Consider the following 19,103-nt stretch of genomic DNA (forward strand, 5'->3'; position numbering starts at 1 on the left):
TTCCGCGCTTATTGACGGGCCAGCTGGCTGGTGGCCAGGCGCACGGCTTGATTGGCATGCAGCAGGTGGGCGCCGGCGGTGACGACGATCTCGCCCGCCTTCAAGCCCTGCGCGACCAGCACCACATCATTGCGCACGCCCAGCAGCTGCAGCGGACGTGCACTCACCCGCTTGGTCTGCGGGTTCACCACCCAGACCTTGGGCTGACCATCACGGTCGTAGATGGCGGTCAGCGGCAGTGCAAAGCCACCCTCACCCGCCACCTCGGGCAGACGCACCGTGGCGGTCATGCCAAGGCGCAAGGCTTCGTCTGCATCCAGAACACTGATGCGCGCGGCATAGGTGCGAGTAATCGGGTCGGTGTCGGGGGCGATCTCGCGTAACTTGGCCTGGTAGCGCTTGTCGGGATTGGCCCAGAGCGAGACCTGCAGGCCGTCGGCCGCACGCAGCTCGTTCACGCGCGATTCGGGCACGCTGACCAGCACCTCACGCTCGCCATCCTCGGCCAGCTTGATCAGCGGCGCACCCGCAGCCACCACCTGCCCCACCTCGGCATTCAAGGCGGTGACTACGCCAGCCCGTTCGGCCTTCAGCACCGTGTAAGCATCCTGATTGCTGCTCAGCTTGAACTGGGCCTGGGCCGCATCGAAGGCCACCTTGGCCTGGTCCACATTGGCCTGGCTGACAAAGCCCTGCTGGCGCAACTGGCGTGCGCGCTCGTAATCCATGCGGGCCTTCTCGAACTGGCTCTTCGCGGCAGCCTGCTGCAGGGCCACATCACGCGCATCCAGCTTCAGCAGCGGCTGGCCGACCTTCACCGCATCGCCCAGCTCCACATAGCGCGCCAGAATCTGCCCGGACAGGCGAAAGCCGAGCTGGCTTTCGCGCCGTGCGCGCACCTCACCCGAGTAGCTGGCCCCGGTGGCAATCGATTCCGGCTTAACCACCACGGTGCGTACCGGGCGGATCTCTTCATAGGGCTGGGCGGTCTTGCCGCAGGCCGCCAAAACCGCGAGGGCGGCCATGCTCAGGGCCAGCTTGAACTGCTTCATGCTTTCTCTCCAATGGGCTGTTCTATGTCTTGCTTGCTGCCAAAACCGTGGATGAGGGTGGCAATCACCTCATCAAGATAGTGCTCAATGTCCATCTCTGCGCCGCCGCACACGCTCGAGTGCTTCCACACCATGGCCATGATGACCGGCGCGGTCACCACCTTGACGGCGATATCGAGCGGGATGGGACGGAACTCGCCACGCGTGATGCCGTACTGGATCGCGCGCGCGATCAGCGCCTCGCCGCGCTCGATCACTTCCTCGCGATGAAAACGGGCGAGTTCGGGGAAGTTATTGCCTTCGGCGATCATCAGCTTGGGAATGCCGGAGAAGCGGGTGGCGCCATTCAGCTGCCACCAGTTGCGGATCACCGTGGCTAGCAGCTCGGCCGCGCTGCCCTGAAAATTACCGAGCAGCTGCTCGCCCTCCTGCAGGGTGGGCGCGAAGGCATCGCGTATCACCGCTTTCAGCAGCTCTTCCTTATTGGCGAAATAACGGTAGAGCGTGCCGGCGGTCACGCCAGCGGCGCGGGCGATCTCTTCCATGCGGGTGGCCGAGAAGCCACGTGCCACGAAGAGCTCAAGCGCGGCTTCCATGATTTCGCCCGGGCGCGCCTCTTTACGACGGGTCCAGCGCGTGACCGCGGCACTGAGCGCACAAGATGATTCGGGCGAGGGCGTAGCGCGGGATGAGTGCATAAGCAAATAGTAAATGAATGTTTATTTATTTTTGAAATCTACGCGACTCCGACGCGCCAAACAAGCAGCGGATGCGCTGCCAGCCAGGATAGGCGCTAAAATCGCGACACTTTCCCTGCAAGGACTCCCCATGCCCGTCATCGAACCGATTTCGCCCCAGACCGCCGCGATCACCGCCGGCGTGCTGGCCGAGGCACTGCCTTATATCCGTCGCTTCAAGGACAAGACCATCGTGATCAAATACGGTGGCAATGCGATGACCGAGCCGGAGCTGAAGGAAGGCTTTGCCCGCGATGTAGTGCTGCTCAAGCTGGTCGGCCTGAACCCGGTGGTCGTGCATGGCGGCGGTCCGCAGATCAATGCCCTGCTCGATCGCGTCGGCAAGCAAGGTCAGTTCATCCAGGGCATGCGCGTGACCGATAGCGAGACCATGGACATCGTCGAAATGGTACTCGGCGGGCTGGTGAATAAGGAAATCGTCTCGCTGATCAATCAGCACGGCGGCCGCGCAGTCGGTCTGACCGGTAAGGATGGCCACTTCATCCGCGCGCAAAAGATGTTCCTCAAGGGCGAGAAGGACGAGGAGCAGATCGATATCGGCCAGGTCGGCGAGATCGAATCCATCGATCCGGAGCTGGTCGCCCTGCTCGACACGCGCGACTTCATCCCGGTCATTGCCCCGATCGGCGTCGGTAGCGCGGGTGAGGCCTTCAATATCAATGCCGACTTGGTGGCCGGCAAGCTGGCCGAAGTGCTGGGCGCGGAAAAGCTGATCCTGATGACCAATACGCCTGGCGTGCTCGACCAGCAAGGCCAGCTACTGACCCGCCTGACGCCGAAGATCGTCGATGCACTGGTGGCTGATGGCACGATCTCGGGCGGCATGATCCCCAAGATCAGCTCGGCGCTGGAAGCCGCGGTCAACGGTGTAAATGCCGTGCACATTATCGATGGCCGCGTGAAGCACGCGCTGCTGCTCGAGGTGCTGACCGACCACGGCGTGGGCACCATGATAGAGCGCGACGAGTAAGCCTCTTGCAGTGCAGCATGCGAGCCCACTTGGCCGGCACGCATGCGCTGCTATAGTGAGGGCAGGTTTCATCCCACCGATATCCCGCTTACGCATGGAGAGAGTGCAGCATGAAAACAGCCCGTCAGCTTCTGCAGGAAAAAGCCCGCCCCGGCATCTTCTCGGTGCCGCCCAATGCCACGGTGTACCAGGCGCTGCAGCTGATGGCCGAGAAGGATATCGGCGCCGTGCTGGTCATGGACGGCGCGCGCCTGAGCGGCATCTTCTCGGAGCGGGACTATGCACGCAAAGTGGTGCTACAGGGCAAGACCTCGGCCGGCACGCCCATCGTCGACATCATGACCAAGCGGGTCATCGTGGCGCGCCCGAGCCAGACCGTGGATGAATGCATGGCCATCATGTCGGAAAAGCGCTTCCGCCACCTGCCGGTCTGCGATGGCGACACCGTGATCGGCGTGCTGTCGATTACCGATCTGGTGCGTGAACAGATTGCCGAGCAGCAATTCCTGATCGAGCAGCTCGAACACTATATCCACGGCTGAGCCAAGCACGCCCCAGCTCGCAAGCCGGCCCTGCGCCGGCTTTTTCTTCGCCCTCACCTTGCCCACCACCATGCCGCCCACCTGGATCTTCGACCTCGACAACACGCTGCACGACGCCGAGCCCTACATCTTCCCCGAGATGAACCGGCTGATGACTGCCTATGTGGCCGCCCACACCGGCTTGAGCCGGGACGAGGCCGATGCGCTGCGCCTGCACTACTGGCAGCGTTATGGCACCACCTTGTCCGGACTGCAGAAGCACTATGGCGTGGATGCCGAGCATTTCCTGCATCACACCCACCAGTTTGCGCAGCTACCCCAGGCGCTGCTCCCGATGCGCGCGCTGCATGCGGTGCTACGCCAGTTGCCCGGACGCAAGATCCTGTTCACCAATGCGCCCTCGGCCTATGCGCATGCCGTACTGCGCGGACTGCGCATCGCGCACCACTTCGAAGGGGTGATCGCGATCCAGCACACGGCTTACCGTCCCAAGCCCCACTTTGCCGGCTATCGCCAGCTGCTGCGCCAGCACCGGCTAGCCGCCGCCAACTGCATCATGGTTGAGGACACCCGCGCCAATCTGCTGAGCGCCAAGCGCCTGGGCATGCGCACCATCTGGCTGAATCCGCGCCCCTGGCACGGCCATGGCGTTGATCTGGCCCTGCGTGAGCTGAGCGAGTTACCGCGTGCAGTGCGCCGACTCGGCTGGCTTTAAGCTAATAACCAAATTAAACAATTTACGGGAAATCACTCACTTTGCAGGAATAAAAGCATTCGCTAAAGTCCTGCTGACGCCCCAGCTTACCGCCGGGCGCCATCCAGACTGACTACGAGTAACGGACACCCCGTGATCGCCCTGCATCACCTGAACAAAACCTACCGCGTCGATGGCCGTGCCGTGCCGGCCTTGCGCGATATCAGCCTGGAAATCGCTAGCGGCGAAATCTTCGGCATCATCGGCCGCTCGGGCGCCGGTAAGAGCACGCTGCTGCGTACGCTGAACCTGCTCGAGCGCCCAGATAGCGGCCAGGTGCTACTCGATGGTCAGGATATCAGCGCGCTGAATGCCGCCGCCCTGCGCGCGCAAAGACGTGGCATCGGCATGGTGTTCCAGCATTTCAATCTGCTCAGCCACCGCAGCGTGGCGGGCAATATCCGCTTTCCGCTTGAGCTGGCCGGCGAGCTGAGCACCGCCGCCATGGATGCACGGGTGGCCGAGCTACTTGAACTGGTCAGCCTCAGTGCCCAGGCCAGCCAATACCCGGCCCAGCTGTCGGGCGGCCAGAAGCAGCGCGTCGGCATCGCCCGCGCGCTGGCCAATCAGCCGCGCCTCCTGCTGTGCGATGAGGCCACCAGCGCGCTCGACCCACAGACCACCCAGTCCATTCTGCAACTGCTGCTGGATATCAATCGTCGCTTCGGCCTGACCATTGTGTTGATCACCCATGAGATGGCCGTGGTACGCGCGATCTGTGACCGGGTCGCCGTGATCGAGGCGGGCGAGATCGTGGAAAGCGGCGCGGTGGCCGAGGTCTTCCTGCACCCGCAGCATGCCGCCACGCGCAGCATGGTGGCCGAGGATGGTCATGCCGCCGAACTCGACCTGGCGGGCAAGCTTGGTCAGCTGGCCGGCACGCTGCTACGCCTGACCTTTGTCGATGCCACCACCTATGAGCCGGTGATTGCCGAGGTCGGCCAGCAGCTGCAGGTGCCGATCAGCATCCTTCAAGGCAGCGTGGGCAGGATCAAGGATAGACCCTATGGGCAATTGATCGTCGGACTGCAGGGCGACGCCACCCTGGCCCAATCCGTATTCAGCGCGCGCGGCGTGCGCTGCGAGGTACTCAGCGCATGAACCCAAGCACTTTCGACTGGAGCCTGATCGACTGGGCCGATATCTGGCTGGCCACGCAGGACACGCTGATCATGCTGGGCGTGTCGCTCGGCTTCACCATCCTGCTCGGCCTGCCGCTGGGCGTACTGCTGTTTTTGCTCGGCCCGCGCCAGTTGCTGGCCAATAAGCCGGCCTATGCGCTGCTGTCCTTCATCGTGAATGCGCTACGCTCCTTGCCCTTCGTGATCCTGCTGATCGTGCTGATACCGGTCACCGTCAAGCTGGTCGGCACCTCGATCGGCGTAGCCGGCGCAATTCCACCGCTGGTGGTCGGCGCAGCACCTTTCTTCGCCCGCCTGGTGGAAGCCGCCTTGCGCGAAGTGGACCGCGGCATCATCGAAGCCAGCCAAGCGATGGGCGCCACGCTGTGGCAGATCATCACCCGCGCGCTGCTGCCCGAGGCCCTACCCGGCCTGCTGGCCGCCAGCACCGTCACTGCGGTCACCCTGGTTTCCTACACCGCCATGTCGGGCGTGATCGGCGGCGGCGGCCTGGGTGACCTGGCTATCCGGTATGGCTACCAGCGTTTCCAGACCGAGGTCATGGTGGTCACCGTGCTGGCCCTGCTGATCCTGGTGCAGCTGCTGCAAATGGCCGGCGACTGGTTGGTCAAGCGCGCTGCGCGCAAATGAATCTGGCCGGCTGCCCAGGCTGCCGGCCTCCCAAGCTCCCCGCCCCCTCTATTTTCCGGAAAGACACGCCATGCAACTCATCAAATCCCTCCTGCTCGTAACGGCCGCGTTGGCCGCCTTGTCGGCCCAAGCCGAAAAGCTCACCGTGGCTGCCACGGCTGTGCCGCACGCCGAGATCCTCGAGTTCATCAAGCCGACCCTCGCCAAGCAGGGCGTAGAGCTGGATGTGAAGGTATTCACCGACTATGTACAGCCAAATGTGCAGCTGGCGGAAAAACGCGTGGACGCCAACTACTTCCAGACCAAGCCCTATCTGAATGAATTCAACAAGAACCGCGGCACCACGCTGCAAACCGGCGTGGCCGTGCATGTCGAGCCCTTTGGCGCCTACTCGAAGAAGGTGAAGAGCGTGGCCGCCCTACCGCAAGGCGCGGTAGTGGCGATTCCCAACGAAGCCTCCAATGCCGGCCGTGCGCTGGTGCTACTGGCCAAGCACAAGGTAATCAGCCTGAAGGACCCGGCCAATATCCTTTCCACGGTCAAAGACATCACCGCCAACCCGAAGCAGCTGAAGTTCAAGGAACTGGAAGCCGCCACCCTGCCGCGTGTGCTTGACCAGGTTGACCTCGCACTGATCAATACCAATTACGCGCTGGAGGCCAAGCTCGTGCCCACCAAGGACGCGCTGCTAATCGAAGATGCCAAGTCGCCTTACGCCAACTATGTGGTTACCCGCGCCGACAATGCCAAGGCGCCGGCCATTCTCAAACTGTCGGGCGCGCTGAGCTCGCCCGAGGTGAAGAAGTTCATCGCCGACAAGTACAAGGGCGCCGTCATCGCGGCCTTCTAAGCCGTTGGCCGGGCTGATGCCCGGTCCCTACCGTTTGACTCCATGCTGTTGAACTCGGCCACGCCTTGCGCGTGGCTTTTTTTTCCACGGGTGGCACAATTCGGCCATTCTCCCGCAGGCCATCCCCATGCTGATCCGCAAGCTGTTCAAATTCGAGAATGCGCACATCGTGCGCAACTGCAGCAGCGAGCGCTGCCGCTATTCCATCCATGGCCATAGCTATAAGGTGGAAGTGCTGCTGGAAGCCCATGCCTTCGATCATGGCCAGATGGTGTACGACTTTGGCCTGATGAAGGGCACGATACGCGACGTGATCGATGCCTTCGACCATGCGATCTGCTTCTGGGACAAGGACGAGGCCGACTATATCGCCTGGGCCAAGCGCTATTCGGCACGCTGGATCAGCATGCCGGTATCGCCCTCGGCCGAGCAGTTCTCGCGCATGTTCTTCATCATCATCGATGCGATCCTGCAGAACACCCGCATGGCGAATGGCGAGCAGGATGTGGCGCTGCATTCGGTGATCGCCCACGAGACAGAGACCGGCTACGCGCAGTGCTTCCGCGCCGATGCCTATAACCCGCGCATGGGGAATATCGCGCTGGCCGATGTGGTGTTCTCCGAGCAATGCCAAGCGGAATGGAAGGACCCCGCCATGTACGAGAAGCTGCTGCACAAGCAGCCCTTCATCAACCAAGCATTGCCGCTGCAGGTGCCAGTGGACGACGCAGCGGGCTAGGCACCCAGCACCGTTGGCTGACTGGCACGCCGCCAGTCGCGCGCAATGCGCCAGATCAGATAGGCGGCCGCCAGCCACGGCCATACTTCCGACAGGGTTTGCGTGAGCCCATTGAAGTCGCGCAAATGCCCATAGCGCCAGCGGAACAGCGCTGCCATATGCGAGCTGGTGGCGGTCAGCGGCCAGAGCGCCTCCACCAATTGGGTCAGCATCAGACTGACCAGCGCGGCCAACGCCTGCCAGCGCCGCTTGAGCTTGAGCAGCACCAAAAGCAGTAGCCAGGCCAGCACGCCGCCCAACAGCACATTCATATTCACCCAGGCCAGGAACTCGCTGGGCTTGAGCAGCAGACCGGCAAACAGCGCCTTCAACAGCAGCGAGACAGCAAACAGCAGCAGGATGCCGCTCGCCGCATGGCGTCGGTGCGCGAGGATGCTGACCAGCAGCAGATTGACGGCCAGAAAGCTCAGCGTCACGCCCAAGCCCTCTAGGAGGCGCAGGAACAGTAGCGCATCCGCAATCGGCGAGACCCAGGGCTGGGGAATGCCCTGAGGCTGGACCACCACGCCAAACAGCGGCACCGCAGGATTGAGTTGGGTGATCAGCCATAGCCCGAGCAAGACCAGGCCGTAATCATTGAATGCCCCATCGGCGAAATAGCGCTGGCGCAAGACATGCCAGTTGCGCACGATCAGGAGCTTGCTGAACAGGCCGGCCAGTAGCGCACCACACAAGGCGCCGGCGCCGTTGTAGAGAATGTCCAGATTGGACGCGATGCGCTGGGGCAGAAACTGCTGAATGAATTCAACCGAGCCCGATAAGCCCAGGCCCAGCCCCAGGGCCAGCAGCGGCGCATACCAGCGACAGCGGAAGAACAGCGCCCAGGCATAACCGAGCGGCAGATAGGCAAGCAGATTGAGGCTGTTATCCGTCAGCGTGTGGTAGTAGGGCAGCGGATAGCCAAGATAGGCGAGCACCGGCTCACCGGTATAGCGCCAGCCACTGAAGGGATAGAGGCTGGTGACCAGGATCACCGCATGCCAGGCGAGCAGGAAATGCTTACCCAGCCAGGAAGGCGAGCTGGCGCGCGCAAGATAGGAAATAGGCAATGGCCCAGGCATGGCGCGGAGCTTATCACGCCTTCCCACCGGCTCCATGTACGGCGGCGGGCTCTAGAAAACAAAAAAGGAAGCCCTAGGCTTCCTTTTTTGCGGCGGACGAATCTCGCTTAGACGCGCAGATCGTCGATATTGCCACCAGCGGCCAGGTGGTCGGCCACCCACTGTGGCTTACGGCCACGACCGGTCCAGGTCTGCTCGGCATTGGCCGGGTTCTTGAACTGGGCTGCAACCGGGCCACGCTTGCCGCTGGCGCGCTTGGCCGGGGCTTCTGCACCCAGCAGTTCTGCCAGGCTGAAACCACGTTCAGCAGCCAGCTTTTGCAAATCAGCCAATGCCTTCTGCTTATCTTCAACCTTGCGACGACCGACTTCGCGCTCCAGGTCTTTTTGCAGTTGATACAGTTGCGGCAAGCTCAGGCCAGACAAATCTACCATTTTTAAATTCTCCAGACGCGAATAGGGACATAATTGTGTTGAAACAGTTTTCCCGATTATGCATTGCCCTGCCGACTTAAATCAACCAACTAACAATAAATAATCGGCAGCGCAAGCATTTTATGACATTCGAATTGAATACTGCTTAAGCCACGCGGCGCACTTCAGCTTCCATTTGGGCATTTAAGGCCTCATAGGATTTCTTCAGGCGCGCCTCTAGCTCGGACAATTGCTGCCGAATGCCGGCATCAATCTCGCTCAGCTCTTCAATTCTATCCTCCAGCGTATCGGTAGCTTTGTGAATGCGCTTGACGCTCTCCAGGCGACGACGCAATTGCATCTGATGCTCGCGCACCTGGGTCTCCATTGGCGCCATTACCGCCTTCAGCCAATTCTCCACGTCGCGATTGGCGACCTCGTAGACATAGACCACACGGCTGGCAATGGTTTCAAAGAACTTCTTAGTCAGCGTATTTTGTGAGGTGGTCAAAATCGCGCCGAAGGTATTGAAGTGCTCGTTGAAGCTCTTCTCCAGGCGGGCAATTTCCTTATGATATTTCAGCGTGGAGAAGGGCGGCGGACTCACCGCGCCCAAGCCATGCTCCTCACTGAATTTCTTATACATCCCGGCCATCATGGCTTGAATCTCGGCCACCTGTTCGGCCGACTTGCTGATATTGCCGTTAATATCCTTGAAGAACTTCTGCATCGCGCTGGTCAGCCCGGACGAGAAACTCGACGACTCCATTTCGCCGCGAATACGGGTAATCCGGTTCTTCAAACCATCCATGCCTAGATAGCCGAACAGCACATTGGTCTGCTGCGAGAACACGCTGCGCAGCGCCTGGAAGCGCTGCATGCCGCGCTCGAAATGCACTTTCTCCTCGCCGATCTTGTCCAGCATGTGCTCGATCACATCGCGGTTCTTGCCGCGCAAGGCGCCAAGCTCATCCAGCTGCTCCTTCACCCCTTCGCGGCGGGCATTCAGAATACCGCGCGTGGCCAGCACGATGTCCTCAACCTCGGTATGGGTGTTGTCGCGCACGATCTCCTGCTTGAAGGGGATCAGATCCTCGGACAGCGCGCGCTCCAGATCAGCCAGACGCGCTTGATCGAGCAGTTCCTGATCATTGCTGATCTTGGCGACCAAGCCTTTCTGTGCCGACACCGGGAAGACCTGGTTCGGACGAATACCGAGCAGATCGGCACTGGTCTGCACCTGCTTGTCGATCTCGGCCTCGATCTCGGCCTCGCTCTTCAGGCTGTCCCACAGGCCATCAATCTTGTTCAAGACCACCAGGCGACCGCGCTGGCCGCTCTGGGCACGCCCGATGTGATTGCGCCAGACATCGATATCCGTCTTGGTCACGCCGGTGTCGGCCGCCAGGATAAACAGGATGGCATGGGCATTCGGCAGCAGATTGAGGGTTAGCTCCGGCTCGGTACCAATCGCGTTCAGGCCCGGGGTGTCCAGAATCACCAGCCCCTGCTTCAGGAGCGGATGGGGGAAATTGATGATGGCATGGCGCCAGCAAGGAATTTCAATCTGACCGTTTTGCACCGACAGCTGGTGATCGGCGTCGGTTTCGTCGAACAGGCCAAGCTTCTTGGCTTCTGCCACACTGACGCGCTTCTTCATGCCCACCTGCTGGAAAGCCGCCAGCATGGCGTCGCCCGACTCGACATCGAGCTCCACCGTAGTCCACTCATCCGGGTAGCGCTTGTATTCCGACGTGGTGGTATCGCCAGCGCGGGTCTCGATCGGCAGCAACTGGATGCAATTGGGACGTGCGGGGTCATATTGCAACTCGGTCGGGCACATAGTGGTGCGACCGGCCGAGGAGGGCAGCAGGCGCTGCTTGTATTCGGCAAAGAAAATGGCGTTGATCAGCTCGGACTTGCCACGCGAGAACTCGGCCACGAAGGCGATATTGAGCTTGTCGTCGCGCAGCTTATCGAGCAAGTGCTGGATGCGCATATTGGTTTGCGCATCATTCAAATCCTGCTCGGAAAGCCAACGTTGCAATTCGCTAATACGCTGAATGAGGTTGCCGCGCCATTCGCTATAGGCTTCGAAATTGGCAACCAGATTGTCCTGTGACATCGTTACTTCCCCTCACGTGGCCGGCAACTGTTTAAGTTTTGGCAATGCCGACCTGACGATAAAAACCCGTTGTCATTAAATAACGCGCCGCCAGGTGATGCAAGCGCGGTCATCCGGCACAGATTACCGCCCTTCGGGCCATTGACGGAATATTCCTGATTTTCTCAGCCTGCCTGGCAGTTTGGGCACCACCAGCTTGAGCGCTGCCCCTGGCGCATTTGCCGTATCGGGCTACCGCATTTGAAACAGGGTTGCTCAGCACGGTCATACACGAAATAGCGCTGCTGGAAATAACCGGGCTTTCCCTCACTGTCGACAAAATCGCGCAAGGTGCTGCCGCCTGCCTCAATCGCCTCAGCCAGCGTGCTACGAATCGCTGCATGCAGGCGCGCATATTCCGCCGGGCGCAAATCGCCAGCCGCCCGACTTGGCGCAATGCCTGCACGAAATAAGGCCTCATTGGCGTAGATATTGCCCACTCCGACCACGATATGGTTATCCATCACGGCCAATTTAATCGCGACGCGCTTACCCGCCAGCGCCTGCTGCAAATAGTCGGGCGTGAAGGTCTGCTCCAAGGGTTCCGGCCCCAGCATCTGCAGCAGCGGATGAAAAAACAGTTCGCCCGACTGCCACAGCAGCGCGCCGAAACGGCGCGGGTCGCGATAGCGCAAGGCGCGCGTCCCATCGGGGCTAGCAAACAGCAAGTCGATATGGTCGTGCTTGGCGGGTGGCAGGTCGGCAGCCACCACCCGTAGGCTGCCCGACATGCCCAGATGCACAATCAGATGCCCAGCGCCAAGGTCGAACAGCAGATATTTCGCACGCCGCCAGACGCGCAGAACCTGACGACCTGCGACAATGTCTGACAGATCAGGCGGTACCGGCCAGCGCAGCCGGGTGTTGCGCAGCACGGCGCCGCTCAAGGTCTGCCCGCATAGCGCGGCTTCAATGCCGCGGCGGGTGGTTTCCACTTCGGGCAACTCAGGCATGGTTTCGGCTTGAGATAGAAAGGCGGCCGACTATACCATGGCCGAAATTGCCGCCCCGGCGGCCAAGGACACATTAGCTATGCCCAACATCCTCGCGCTTGGCGGCCAGATTCTGCTGCTTTCCACCTTGCTGAGCGCCTGCGCTACCAGCAATCCCGCGCCAAGCCCATCCGACAGCACGCCCGCCGCGCCCCCCACCGCCGCGCCCGAGCGCAGTGAAGCCGCGCCGGCCGAGATAGAGGCCGAGCTACCCAAGCTGGCACTAAGCAAGGAGTGGCTATTCAGTATGCTGCTGGCCGATATCGCCGCGCAGCGCGGCGAGCGCCAGCTGTCTGCCGATGCCTGGCTGCAGGTCGCCAAGGAAACCCAGGATCCGCGCGCCGCACGCCGTGCGCTGGAGATTGCCTACTCGGCCGGCAAGCTCGACAATGCGCTGCAGGCAGCACAGCTATGGCGCAAGCTTGATCCGCAGCAACAGCTCGCGCACCAGATGCTGGCCAGCCTGCTCGCCCGCAGCGGCCGCCTGGCCGAGGCCGAGGCGGAAATCCAGCAGTGGCTGCGCGAGCGCCCGCAGGATGCCCCGAGCCTGTTCCGCCAAGCGCATACGCTGTGGCCACCGCAGGCCGACAAGCAGACGGTGCTCGCACTCACGCAGCGCCTGGCCGACCAGCACCCTCAGCTGGCCGAGGCGGCACTGGCGGTCGCCCTGGCCGCCAGCAGTGCCGGCAATAGCGTGCAAGCGCTCAGCGCGGCCGAGCTGGCAGTGCAGCGCAAGCCCGACTGGGAAACCGCCATCCTTTATCGCGCCGCACTGACCGAAGGGCAGTCCAGCCAGGCCGCCATCGATTATCTGCGCGCCGCCAGCCAACGCCTGCCCAAGTCGCGCGACCTCCAGTCCGCGCTGGCGCGCAAGCTGGCCGACGCACGCCAATACCAGGAGGCTGGCCGTGTCTACGCCGCACTGAAGACCGCCTATCCGACCGAGGTCGAATATCCGGTCGGCGAGGCGCTGGCCGCCATCCAGAGCCGCAACTATCCGCAGGCGGAAGTCGCGCTCGAACAGGCCCTGCGCCTGGGTGTGGATAAGCCCGATGCCTTGCGCTACTACATGGGCATCGTGGCAGAAGAGCAATTCAAGCTGGCCGCCGCGCGTGAACACTATGCCCAGGTCGGTGATGGCGAGATGGGCGTGCAGGCCGCGACACGGCTGGCTCGCATTGAGGCCAAGCTCGGCAACCAGGCAGCCGCCCTGCAGGCTTTGCAACGTCTGCCCAACCGCAGCCCGGCCGACCAGATCGCGCGCGTTCAGGTCGAGGCGCAGATCTGGCGCGAGCTGAAGAATCTGCCCCAGGCACGCAGCACGCTGGATGCCGGTCTACGCCAGCACCCGGACAGCAGCGAGTTGCTGTACGACCGCTCGCTGATTCTCGACCTGCTCGGCGACCTGACCGCCACCGAGCAGGACCTGCGCCGCTACCTGAGCCTGAAACCCGACAATGCGCTGGGGCTGAATGCGCTCGGCTATACGCTGGCCAACCGCACCCAACGCTTCGATGAGGCCGAGGCCCTGCTACAGCAGGCGCTGAAGCTGGAACCGGACAATCCCATCATCCAGGACAGCATGGGGTGGCTGGAGCTGCGCCGTGGCAATGTAGGGCGGGCCGTGGAATGGTTGCGCCGCGCCTACACCGGCATGCCCGATCCGGAAATCGCCGCGCACTACGGCGAAGCGCTCTGGCGCCAGGGCAAGCGCAGCGAGGCACGTAAGGTCTGGGCCGAAGGCGAGAAGCTCGACCCGCAGCATGAGGTACTGCAAGAAACCCTGCAAAGACTGGGAGCCCGCTAAACCATGTCGATGCGAATCTACGGCCTGGGCCTGCTACTAAGCCTGGGCCTGGCAAGCTGCGCCACCTATCAGCCCGCCCCCGCCGCCCCGAGCAGCCTGCCTGAGCAATACAGCGTATCCGGCCGCGTGGCGGTGAATGCTGCCGGCAAGGGCTATAACGCGCGCTTCAGTTGGTCACACGATCAGCGCGATGATCGGGTCGATATCAGCAATCCGCTCGGCCAGATCGTGGCGCGCCTGGAGATGCGACCGGACGGCGCCGTCTTTCACGACAAGGATGGCAAGGCCCATGCTGCCGAGGATGTGGAAACCCTGAGCGAGCGTGAGCTGGGTTGGCGCCTACCGGCCGATGGTCTGCGCTATTGGCTGCTCGGACTGGCCGACCCCGCACGCCCCGCGCGCTGGGAAGCAGAAGCCGACGCGCGCGTGCTCTGGCAGGATGGCTGGCGTATTCAGTACCCGCCCGCCAGCACGGGCGCGCCCGACAAGCTATTTCTGCGCCGCGCCGACCTGGAAGTACGCATCGCCCTGTATGACTGGCAACTAAGCAAACCATGAGCCCCTTCCAGCACTTTCCTGCCCCCGCCAAACTGAATCTGTTCCTGCATATCACCGGCCGCCGCGCTGATGGCTATCACCTGCTGCAAAGCGTATTCCGCCTGATCGACTTCGGTGACGATATCGCCATCGCGGTCGATGACAGCGGCGAGATTTGCCATGAGAACCCGCTGCCCGGCGTGCCGGCCGAGTCCGACCTGATGGTCCGTGCTGCACGGTTGCTACAAGCGCACACCGGCAGCCGACGGGGCGCGCGCCTGCGCATCAGCAAGCGTCTGCCCATGGGCGGTGGCCTGGGCGGCGGCAGCTCGGATGCGGCCACCGTACTGCTGGCGCTCAATCATCTCTGGCAGACCGGACTCAGCCGTACCGAGCTGCAGCAATTGGGCTTGCAGCTGGGTGCCGATGTGCCGGTATTCATCTTCGGCCGCGATGCTTTCGCGGAAGGTGTGGGCGAGCAATTGCACGCAATTACCCTGCCGCCACGCTGGTATATTGTGTTGATTCCACCGGTATCGGTGCCCACCGCAGAGATTTTTTCCGATCCGAGCTTGACACGCGATACCAAGCCCATAATAATGGCGGCCTTTCCGAACGACGGAATCCGAAACGATCTGGAAAACGTCGCCAAGAAACGATACCCAGTGATTGCAGAATACCTTGAGTGGCTTGGCCAATTCGGTGCTGCGATGATGACGGGATCAGGTGCTTGTGTATTTGCTGCATTCGATACACAGGAAGAAGCGAAGCGTGTGATGTCATTCCTGCCCGCCACAATGCAGGGGTTTATAGCGCCGAGTTTGATGCAGCATCCTTTGTTTGATTTGGCGAATTGAATTGATTTCAGTTCGACAGATTTAGGGGAGTCGCCAAGTGGTAAGGCATCGGATTTTGATTCCGACATTCGTAGGTTCGATCCCTACCTCCCCTGCCAGTTATTTCGCAGTAAACGTGCTTGGGCAATGTGCCGATGCGCGCAGCTAAAGCAAAAAGAAACCGGAAAGCGTGTAATAACGATTACACGCTTTCTTTTTTTTCCAGGGATCAGAACATGGCCTACGAAAATTTGATGGTCTTTACCGGTAACGCCAACCCACAGTTGGCCGACGCCGTCGCTAAACACCTCGATATCACCGTGGGCCGTGCCTCGGTCGGCCGCTTCAGCGATGGCGAAGCGACCGTGGAGCTGCTGGAAAACGTGCGTGGCCGCGATGTGTTCGTGCTGCAATCGACGTGCGCGCCGACCAATGACAATCTGATGGAAGTGCTGCTGATGGTGGACGCGCTCAAGCGCGCCTCGGCCGGCCGCATTACCGCTGCCATGCCCTACTTCGGCTATGCGCGTCAGGATCGTCGTCCGCGTTCGGCTCGCGTGCCGATCTCGGCCAAGGTGGTCGCCAATATGCTGCAAGCCGCCGGCGTAGACCGCCTGCTGACCGTTGACCTGCATGCCGACCAGATCCAGGGCTTCTTCGACATTCCGGTGGACAATATCTACGCCACCCCGGTGCTGCTCGACGATGTACGCACCAAGAATTACGAAGACCTGATGGTCGTGTCGCCTGACGTGGGTGGCGTACTGCGCGCCCGCGCCATGGCCAAGCAACTGAATACCGAACTGGCCATCATCGACAAGCGTCGTCCGAAGGCCAATGTCTCCGAAGTTATGCATATCATCGGCGATGTGTCGGGCCGCACCTGCCTGATCATGGACGATATGGTCGACACCGCCAACACGCTGTGCAAGGCCGCCGAAGCGCTCAAACAGCACGGCGCCAAGCGCGTGATGGCCTACTCGACCCACCCGGTGCTGTCTGGCGCCGCCGTCGAGCGCATCACCAATAGCGAGCTTGACGAGCTGGTGATCACCGACACCATCCCGCTCAGCGAAGCAGCCAAGAAGTCGGACCGCATCCGCGTGGTCAGCCTGGCCCCGCTGCTGGCCGAGACGCTGCGGCGCATCAATAACGAAGAATCGGTTTCCACCCTCTTCGTTGACTAAGCTTTCGACGGCCGCCCATTGCGCAAGCGATAGGCGGCCGTTAAACCAAGCATCACCTGGTCGCGGGTGATGTTTTTTTGTTGTTAGGAGTAGTCATGACTATCGAAGTTATTGCAACAAGCCGCGCACAACAGGGCACTGGTGCGAGCCGCCGCCTGCGTCACGCCGGCAAGGTCCCGGGTATCGTTTACGGTGCTGGCCAAGAGCCGGTCGCCATCGAACTCGACCACAACAATCTGTACTACGCGATGCAAAACGAAGTGTTCCACGCTTCGGTGCTAAGCCTGGTGATCGACGGTAAGGCCGAGCCTGTGCTGATCCGTGATGCCCAATACCACCCTTGGAAGCAGATCGTCATGCACGTGGACTTCCAACGTGTTGACGCCACCAAGGCGATCCACACCAAGGTGCCGCTGCACTTCATCAACGGCGACAGCGCACCTGGCGTGAAGGCCAGCGGCGGCATCGTGTCGCACGTGCTGAACGAAGTGGAAGTGTCCTGCCTGCCAGGCAAGCTGCCCGAGTTCATCGAAGTGGACCTGATCGACCTGCAAGCTGGTCACTCGATCCACCTGGCTGACCTCAAGCTGCCGGAAGGCGTTGAGCTGGTTGCCCTCAAGCATGGCGACAACGGCACCGTGGCCACCATCCTGGCCGTGCGTGGCGCTGCTAGCGACGAAACCGCCGCTTAATTCCAGCGCGTTTTCGCAAAACGGCTCGTCGCCCTTGGGCTGGCGGGCCGTTTTTCATATCAGCCTTCGGACCTGTGAATGAGCACGAGTGCCCTTCCGATTCGCCTGGTGGTTGGCCTCGGCAACCCCGGCAACGAATATATCGATACCCGCCACAATGCCGGCTTCTGGTGGGTGGATGCGCTCGCGCGCGAGCTGGGTGTCCATCTGCAGCTGGAGAGTAAGTTTCACGGCCTGGCCGCGCGTAGCCGCGACGATGTGTGGCTCTTGCAACCGACCACCTATATGAACCGCTCCGGCCAATCGGTTGCCGCCTTGGCGCGCTTTTACAAGATTCCGCCCGAGGCCATCCTGGTCGTGCACGATGAGCTCGATCTCTTGCCCGGTGAAGCCAAGCTTAAGCAAGGTGGCAGCCATGCCGGCCATAATGGTCTGAAGGACATCCAGGCCCTGCTCGGCACCGCGAATTTTTGGCGCCTGCGCCTCGGTGTTGGCCACCCTCGTACGCTGAACCTGAACCAGTCGGTGGTGGATTTCGTCCTGCAGCGCCCGCGCCAGAACGAGCAACCCGACATCGAGGCGGCCATAGAACGCAGCCTGAAAGCCTGGCCATTGCTGGCTGCCGCGGAATTTCCGCGCGCCACCATGGCAGTGAATACCAAACCCAAGGCAGCCAAGCCGGCCGCGTAAAGGGGCCAAGCTGCGCGAGCAGCCTGCCACTACGCCGGAACGCTGCCCCGATTTAGAATGACGCTTTCTCCCTAGGAATTCCCCATGAGCCTCAAGTGCGGCATCGTCGGCCTACCCAATGTCGGCAAATCCACCCTGTTCAATGCCCTGACCAAGGCCGGCATCGAAGCTGCCAACTATCCCTTCTGCACGATCGAACCGAATGTCGGCGTGGTGGAAGTGCCTGATCCGCGCCTGGCCCAGCTGGCTGCCATCATCAATCCGCAGAAGATCGTGCCGGCCATCGTCGAATTCGTCGATATCGCTGGCCTCGTTGCCGGTGCCTCCAAGGGTGAGGGCCTGGGCAACCAGTTCCTGGCTAATATCCGCGAAACCGACGCCATCGTGAACGTGGTGCGTTGCTTCAACGATGACAACATCGTCCACGTGGCCGGCAAGGTCGATCCAATCGACGACATCATCGTGATCGGCACCGAGCTCGCGCTCGCCGACCTAACCACGGTTGAGAAGGCGATCCAGCGTGACGGCAAGAAGGCCAAGAGCGGCGACAAGGATGCGATTGCCCTGCTCAAGGTGCTCGACAAGCTGGCGCCGCACCTCAACGAAGGCAAGCCCGCCCGCTCCGCCGGCCTGAGCGACGATGAGAAGCTGCTGGTCAAGTCGCTGTGCCTGCTCACCATCAAGCCGGCCATGTATGTGGCCAATGTGGCCGAGGACGGCTTCGAGAACAATCCGCTGCTCGACAAGGTGAAGGCGCATGCGGCGGCCGAAGGCGCACCAGTGGTGGCCGTTTGTGCCGCCATCGAATCGGAAATCGCCGAGCTGGATGATGCCGACAAGGCCGAGTTCCTGGCCGAGCTCGGTCAGGCCGAGCCGGGCCTGAACCGCCTGATCCGCGCCGCCTTCCAGCTGCTCGGCCTGCAGACCTATTTCACCGCCGGGGTGAAGGAAGTGCGCGCCTGGACCATCCATATCGGCGACACCGCCCCGCAGGCGGCCGGGGTGATCCACACCGACTTCGAGCGCGGCTTCATCCGCGCCCAGACGATTTCCTTCGATGACTTCATCCAGTACAAGGGTGAGCAGGGTGCGAAGGAAGCCGGCAAGATGCGCGCCGAAGGCAAGGAATACGTGGTCAAGGATGGTGACGTGCTGAACTTCCTGTTCAACGTCTGATTCATGCGGGCGGCTGTCATACGGTCGTCATGCTGTTTTGCTAGTCTCGAA

The 19,103-nt window shown here is 61.7% G+C and carries 20 protein-coding genes, 1 tRNA gene and 1 pseudogene; 16 read left to right on the plus strand and 6 right to left on the minus strand.

The features are described 5' to 3' along the window. Window positions 1–8: 8 nt before the first annotated feature. Both BT173_RS09285 and BT173_RS09290 read right to left on the minus strand, forming a co-directional pair. Window positions 9–1,052: an efflux RND transporter periplasmic adaptor subunit gene (locus BT173_RS09285; protein WP_072428362.1), complete on the minus strand. Its 1,044-nt coding sequence runs from the start codon at window positions 1,050–1,052 to the stop codon at window positions 9–11. Beyond that, a complete protein-coding gene (locus BT173_RS09290) occupies window positions 1,049–1,750 on the minus strand; it encodes a TetR/AcrR family transcriptional regulator (RefSeq protein WP_072428363.1) in 702 nt (233 codons plus the stop codon). Before BT173_RS09290 ends, BT173_RS09285 begins: the two co-directional genes overlap by 4 nt. Before the next feature lie 130 nt (window positions 1,751–1,880). Between BT173_RS09290 and argB the strand changes: the two genes are divergently transcribed. From argB to BT173_RS09325, 8 genes and pseudogenes are all read left to right on the plus strand, one after another. Continuing rightward, window positions 1,881–2,780, plus strand: a complete 900-nt coding sequence (argB, locus tag BT173_RS09295; protein WP_072428364.1) for an acetylglutamate kinase — start codon at window positions 1,881–1,883, stop codon at window positions 2,778–2,780. A 110-nt stretch (window positions 2,781–2,890) separates the two neighbouring features. Further along, window positions 2,891–3,322: a CBS domain-containing protein gene (locus BT173_RS09300; RefSeq protein ID WP_072428365.1), complete on the plus strand. Its 432-nt coding sequence runs from the start codon at window positions 2,891–2,893 to the stop codon at window positions 3,320–3,322. A gap of 70 nt (window positions 3,323–3,392) precedes the next feature. Next, window positions 3,393–4,037, plus strand: a complete 645-nt coding sequence (locus tag BT173_RS09305) for a pyrimidine 5'-nucleotidase (protein ID WP_139256105.1) — start codon at window positions 3,393–3,395, stop codon at window positions 4,035–4,037. Window positions 4,038–4,169: 132 nt separating this feature from the next. Then, window positions 4,170–4,904: pseudogene (locus BT173_RS20055) on the plus strand (methionine ABC transporter ATP-binding protein); the annotation flags it as partial. Beyond that, complete coding sequence (locus tag BT173_RS20095) at window positions 4,890–5,177, plus strand: NIL domain-containing protein (RefSeq protein ID WP_308417573.1); 288 nt, start codon at window positions 4,890–4,892, stop codon at window positions 5,175–5,177. The pseudogene BT173_RS20055 and the gene BT173_RS20095, both read left to right, overlap by 15 nt. Next, a complete protein-coding gene (locus BT173_RS09315; protein ID WP_072428368.1) occupies window positions 5,174–5,848 on the plus strand; it encodes a methionine ABC transporter permease in 675 nt (224 codons plus the stop codon). Before BT173_RS20095 ends, BT173_RS09315 begins: the two co-directional genes overlap by 4 nt. A 70-nt stretch (window positions 5,849–5,918) precedes the next feature. Then, window positions 5,919–6,698: a MetQ/NlpA family ABC transporter substrate-binding protein gene (locus tag BT173_RS09320; RefSeq protein ID WP_217651436.1), complete on the plus strand. Its 780-nt coding sequence runs from the start codon at window positions 5,919–5,921 to the stop codon at window positions 6,696–6,698. A 127-nt stretch (window positions 6,699–6,825) separates the two neighbouring features. Next, window positions 6,826–7,437: a 6-pyruvoyl trahydropterin synthase family protein gene (locus BT173_RS09325; RefSeq protein ID WP_072428369.1), complete on the plus strand. Its 612-nt coding sequence runs from the start codon at window positions 6,826–6,828 to the stop codon at window positions 7,435–7,437. On the opposite strand, the gene BT173_RS09330 is transcribed toward BT173_RS09325, so the two are convergent. The 4 genes from BT173_RS09330 to mutM all read right to left on the minus strand — a co-directional run bounded on the left by BT173_RS09330 (window position 7,434) and on the right by mutM (window position 12,088). Continuing rightward, window positions 7,434–8,558, minus strand: coding sequence for a VanZ family protein (locus BT173_RS09330; RefSeq protein ID WP_072428370.1), 1,125 nt, complete (start codon window positions 8,556–8,558; stop codon window positions 7,434–7,436). The two genes, BT173_RS09325 and BT173_RS09330, sit on opposite strands and share 4 nt — an antisense overlap. Before the next feature lie 107 nt (window positions 8,559–8,665). Further along, a complete protein-coding gene (locus tag BT173_RS09335) occupies window positions 8,666–8,992 on the minus strand; it encodes an H-NS histone family protein (RefSeq protein ID WP_072428371.1) in 327 nt (108 codons plus the stop codon). A 145-nt stretch (window positions 8,993–9,137) separates the two neighbouring features. Beyond that, window positions 9,138–11,096: a dynamin family protein gene (locus tag BT173_RS09340; protein WP_072428372.1), complete on the minus strand. Its 1,959-nt coding sequence runs from the start codon at window positions 11,094–11,096 to the stop codon at window positions 9,138–9,140. 164 nt (window positions 11,097–11,260) lie between these two features. Further along, entirely contained in the window at window positions 11,261–12,088 is an 828-nt protein-coding gene (gene mutM / locus BT173_RS09345) for a bifunctional DNA-formamidopyrimidine glycosylase/DNA-(apurinic or apyrimidinic site) lyase (protein WP_072428373.1), read from the minus strand. 79 nt (window positions 12,089–12,167) lie between these two features. Here mutM and BT173_RS09350 point away from each other — a divergent pair, with 79 nt between their 5' ends. From BT173_RS09350 to ychF, 8 genes are all read left to right on the plus strand, one after another. Further along, on the plus strand, window positions 12,168–13,934 hold the full coding sequence (locus tag BT173_RS09350; RefSeq protein WP_072428430.1) for a tetratricopeptide repeat protein: 1,767 nt from the start codon (window positions 12,168–12,170) through the stop codon (window positions 13,932–13,934). A gap of 3 nt (window positions 13,935–13,937) precedes the next feature. Continuing rightward, a complete protein-coding gene (lolB, locus tag BT173_RS09355) occupies window positions 13,938–14,492 on the plus strand; it encodes a lipoprotein insertase outer membrane protein LolB (RefSeq protein ID WP_072428374.1) in 555 nt (184 codons plus the stop codon). After that, window positions 14,489–15,328, plus strand: a complete 840-nt coding sequence (gene ispE / locus BT173_RS09360; protein WP_072428375.1) for a 4-(cytidine 5'-diphospho)-2-C-methyl-D-erythritol kinase — start codon at window positions 14,489–14,491, stop codon at window positions 15,326–15,328. Before lolB ends, ispE begins: the two co-directional genes overlap by 4 nt. A gap of 23 nt (window positions 15,329–15,351) precedes the next feature. After that, a tRNA-Gln gene (locus BT173_RS09365) sits at window positions 15,352–15,426 on the plus strand. A gap of 117 nt (window positions 15,427–15,543) precedes the next feature. Continuing rightward, window positions 15,544–16,494 carry a ribose-phosphate pyrophosphokinase gene (locus BT173_RS09370; RefSeq protein ID WP_072428376.1) on the plus strand — a complete coding sequence of 317 codons (951 nt, stop codon included), beginning with the start codon at window positions 15,544–15,546 and terminating at the stop codon, window positions 16,492–16,494. A gap of 95 nt (window positions 16,495–16,589) precedes the next feature. After that, window positions 16,590–17,186 (plus strand): 50S ribosomal protein L25/general stress protein Ctc, encoded by a 597-nt coding sequence (locus tag BT173_RS09375; RefSeq protein ID WP_072428377.1) that lies wholly within the window; start codon window positions 16,590–16,592, stop codon window positions 17,184–17,186. Window positions 17,187–17,264: 78 nt separating this feature from the next. Continuing rightward, window positions 17,265–17,876, plus strand: a complete 612-nt coding sequence (gene pth, locus BT173_RS09380) for an aminoacyl-tRNA hydrolase (protein WP_072428378.1) — start codon at window positions 17,265–17,267, stop codon at window positions 17,874–17,876. Window positions 17,877–17,960: 84 nt separating this feature from the next. After that, a complete protein-coding gene (gene ychF / locus BT173_RS09385) occupies window positions 17,961–19,052 on the plus strand; it encodes a redox-regulated ATPase YchF (protein WP_072428379.1) in 1,092 nt (363 codons plus the stop codon). Window positions 19,053–19,103: the final 51 nt, after the last annotated feature.

The sequence above is a fragment of the Chitinimonas taiwanensis DSM 18899 genome, assembly GCF_900119825.1.
GTDB lineage: Bacteria > Pseudomonadota > Gammaproteobacteria > Burkholderiales > Chitinimonadaceae > Chitinimonas > Chitinimonas taiwanensis.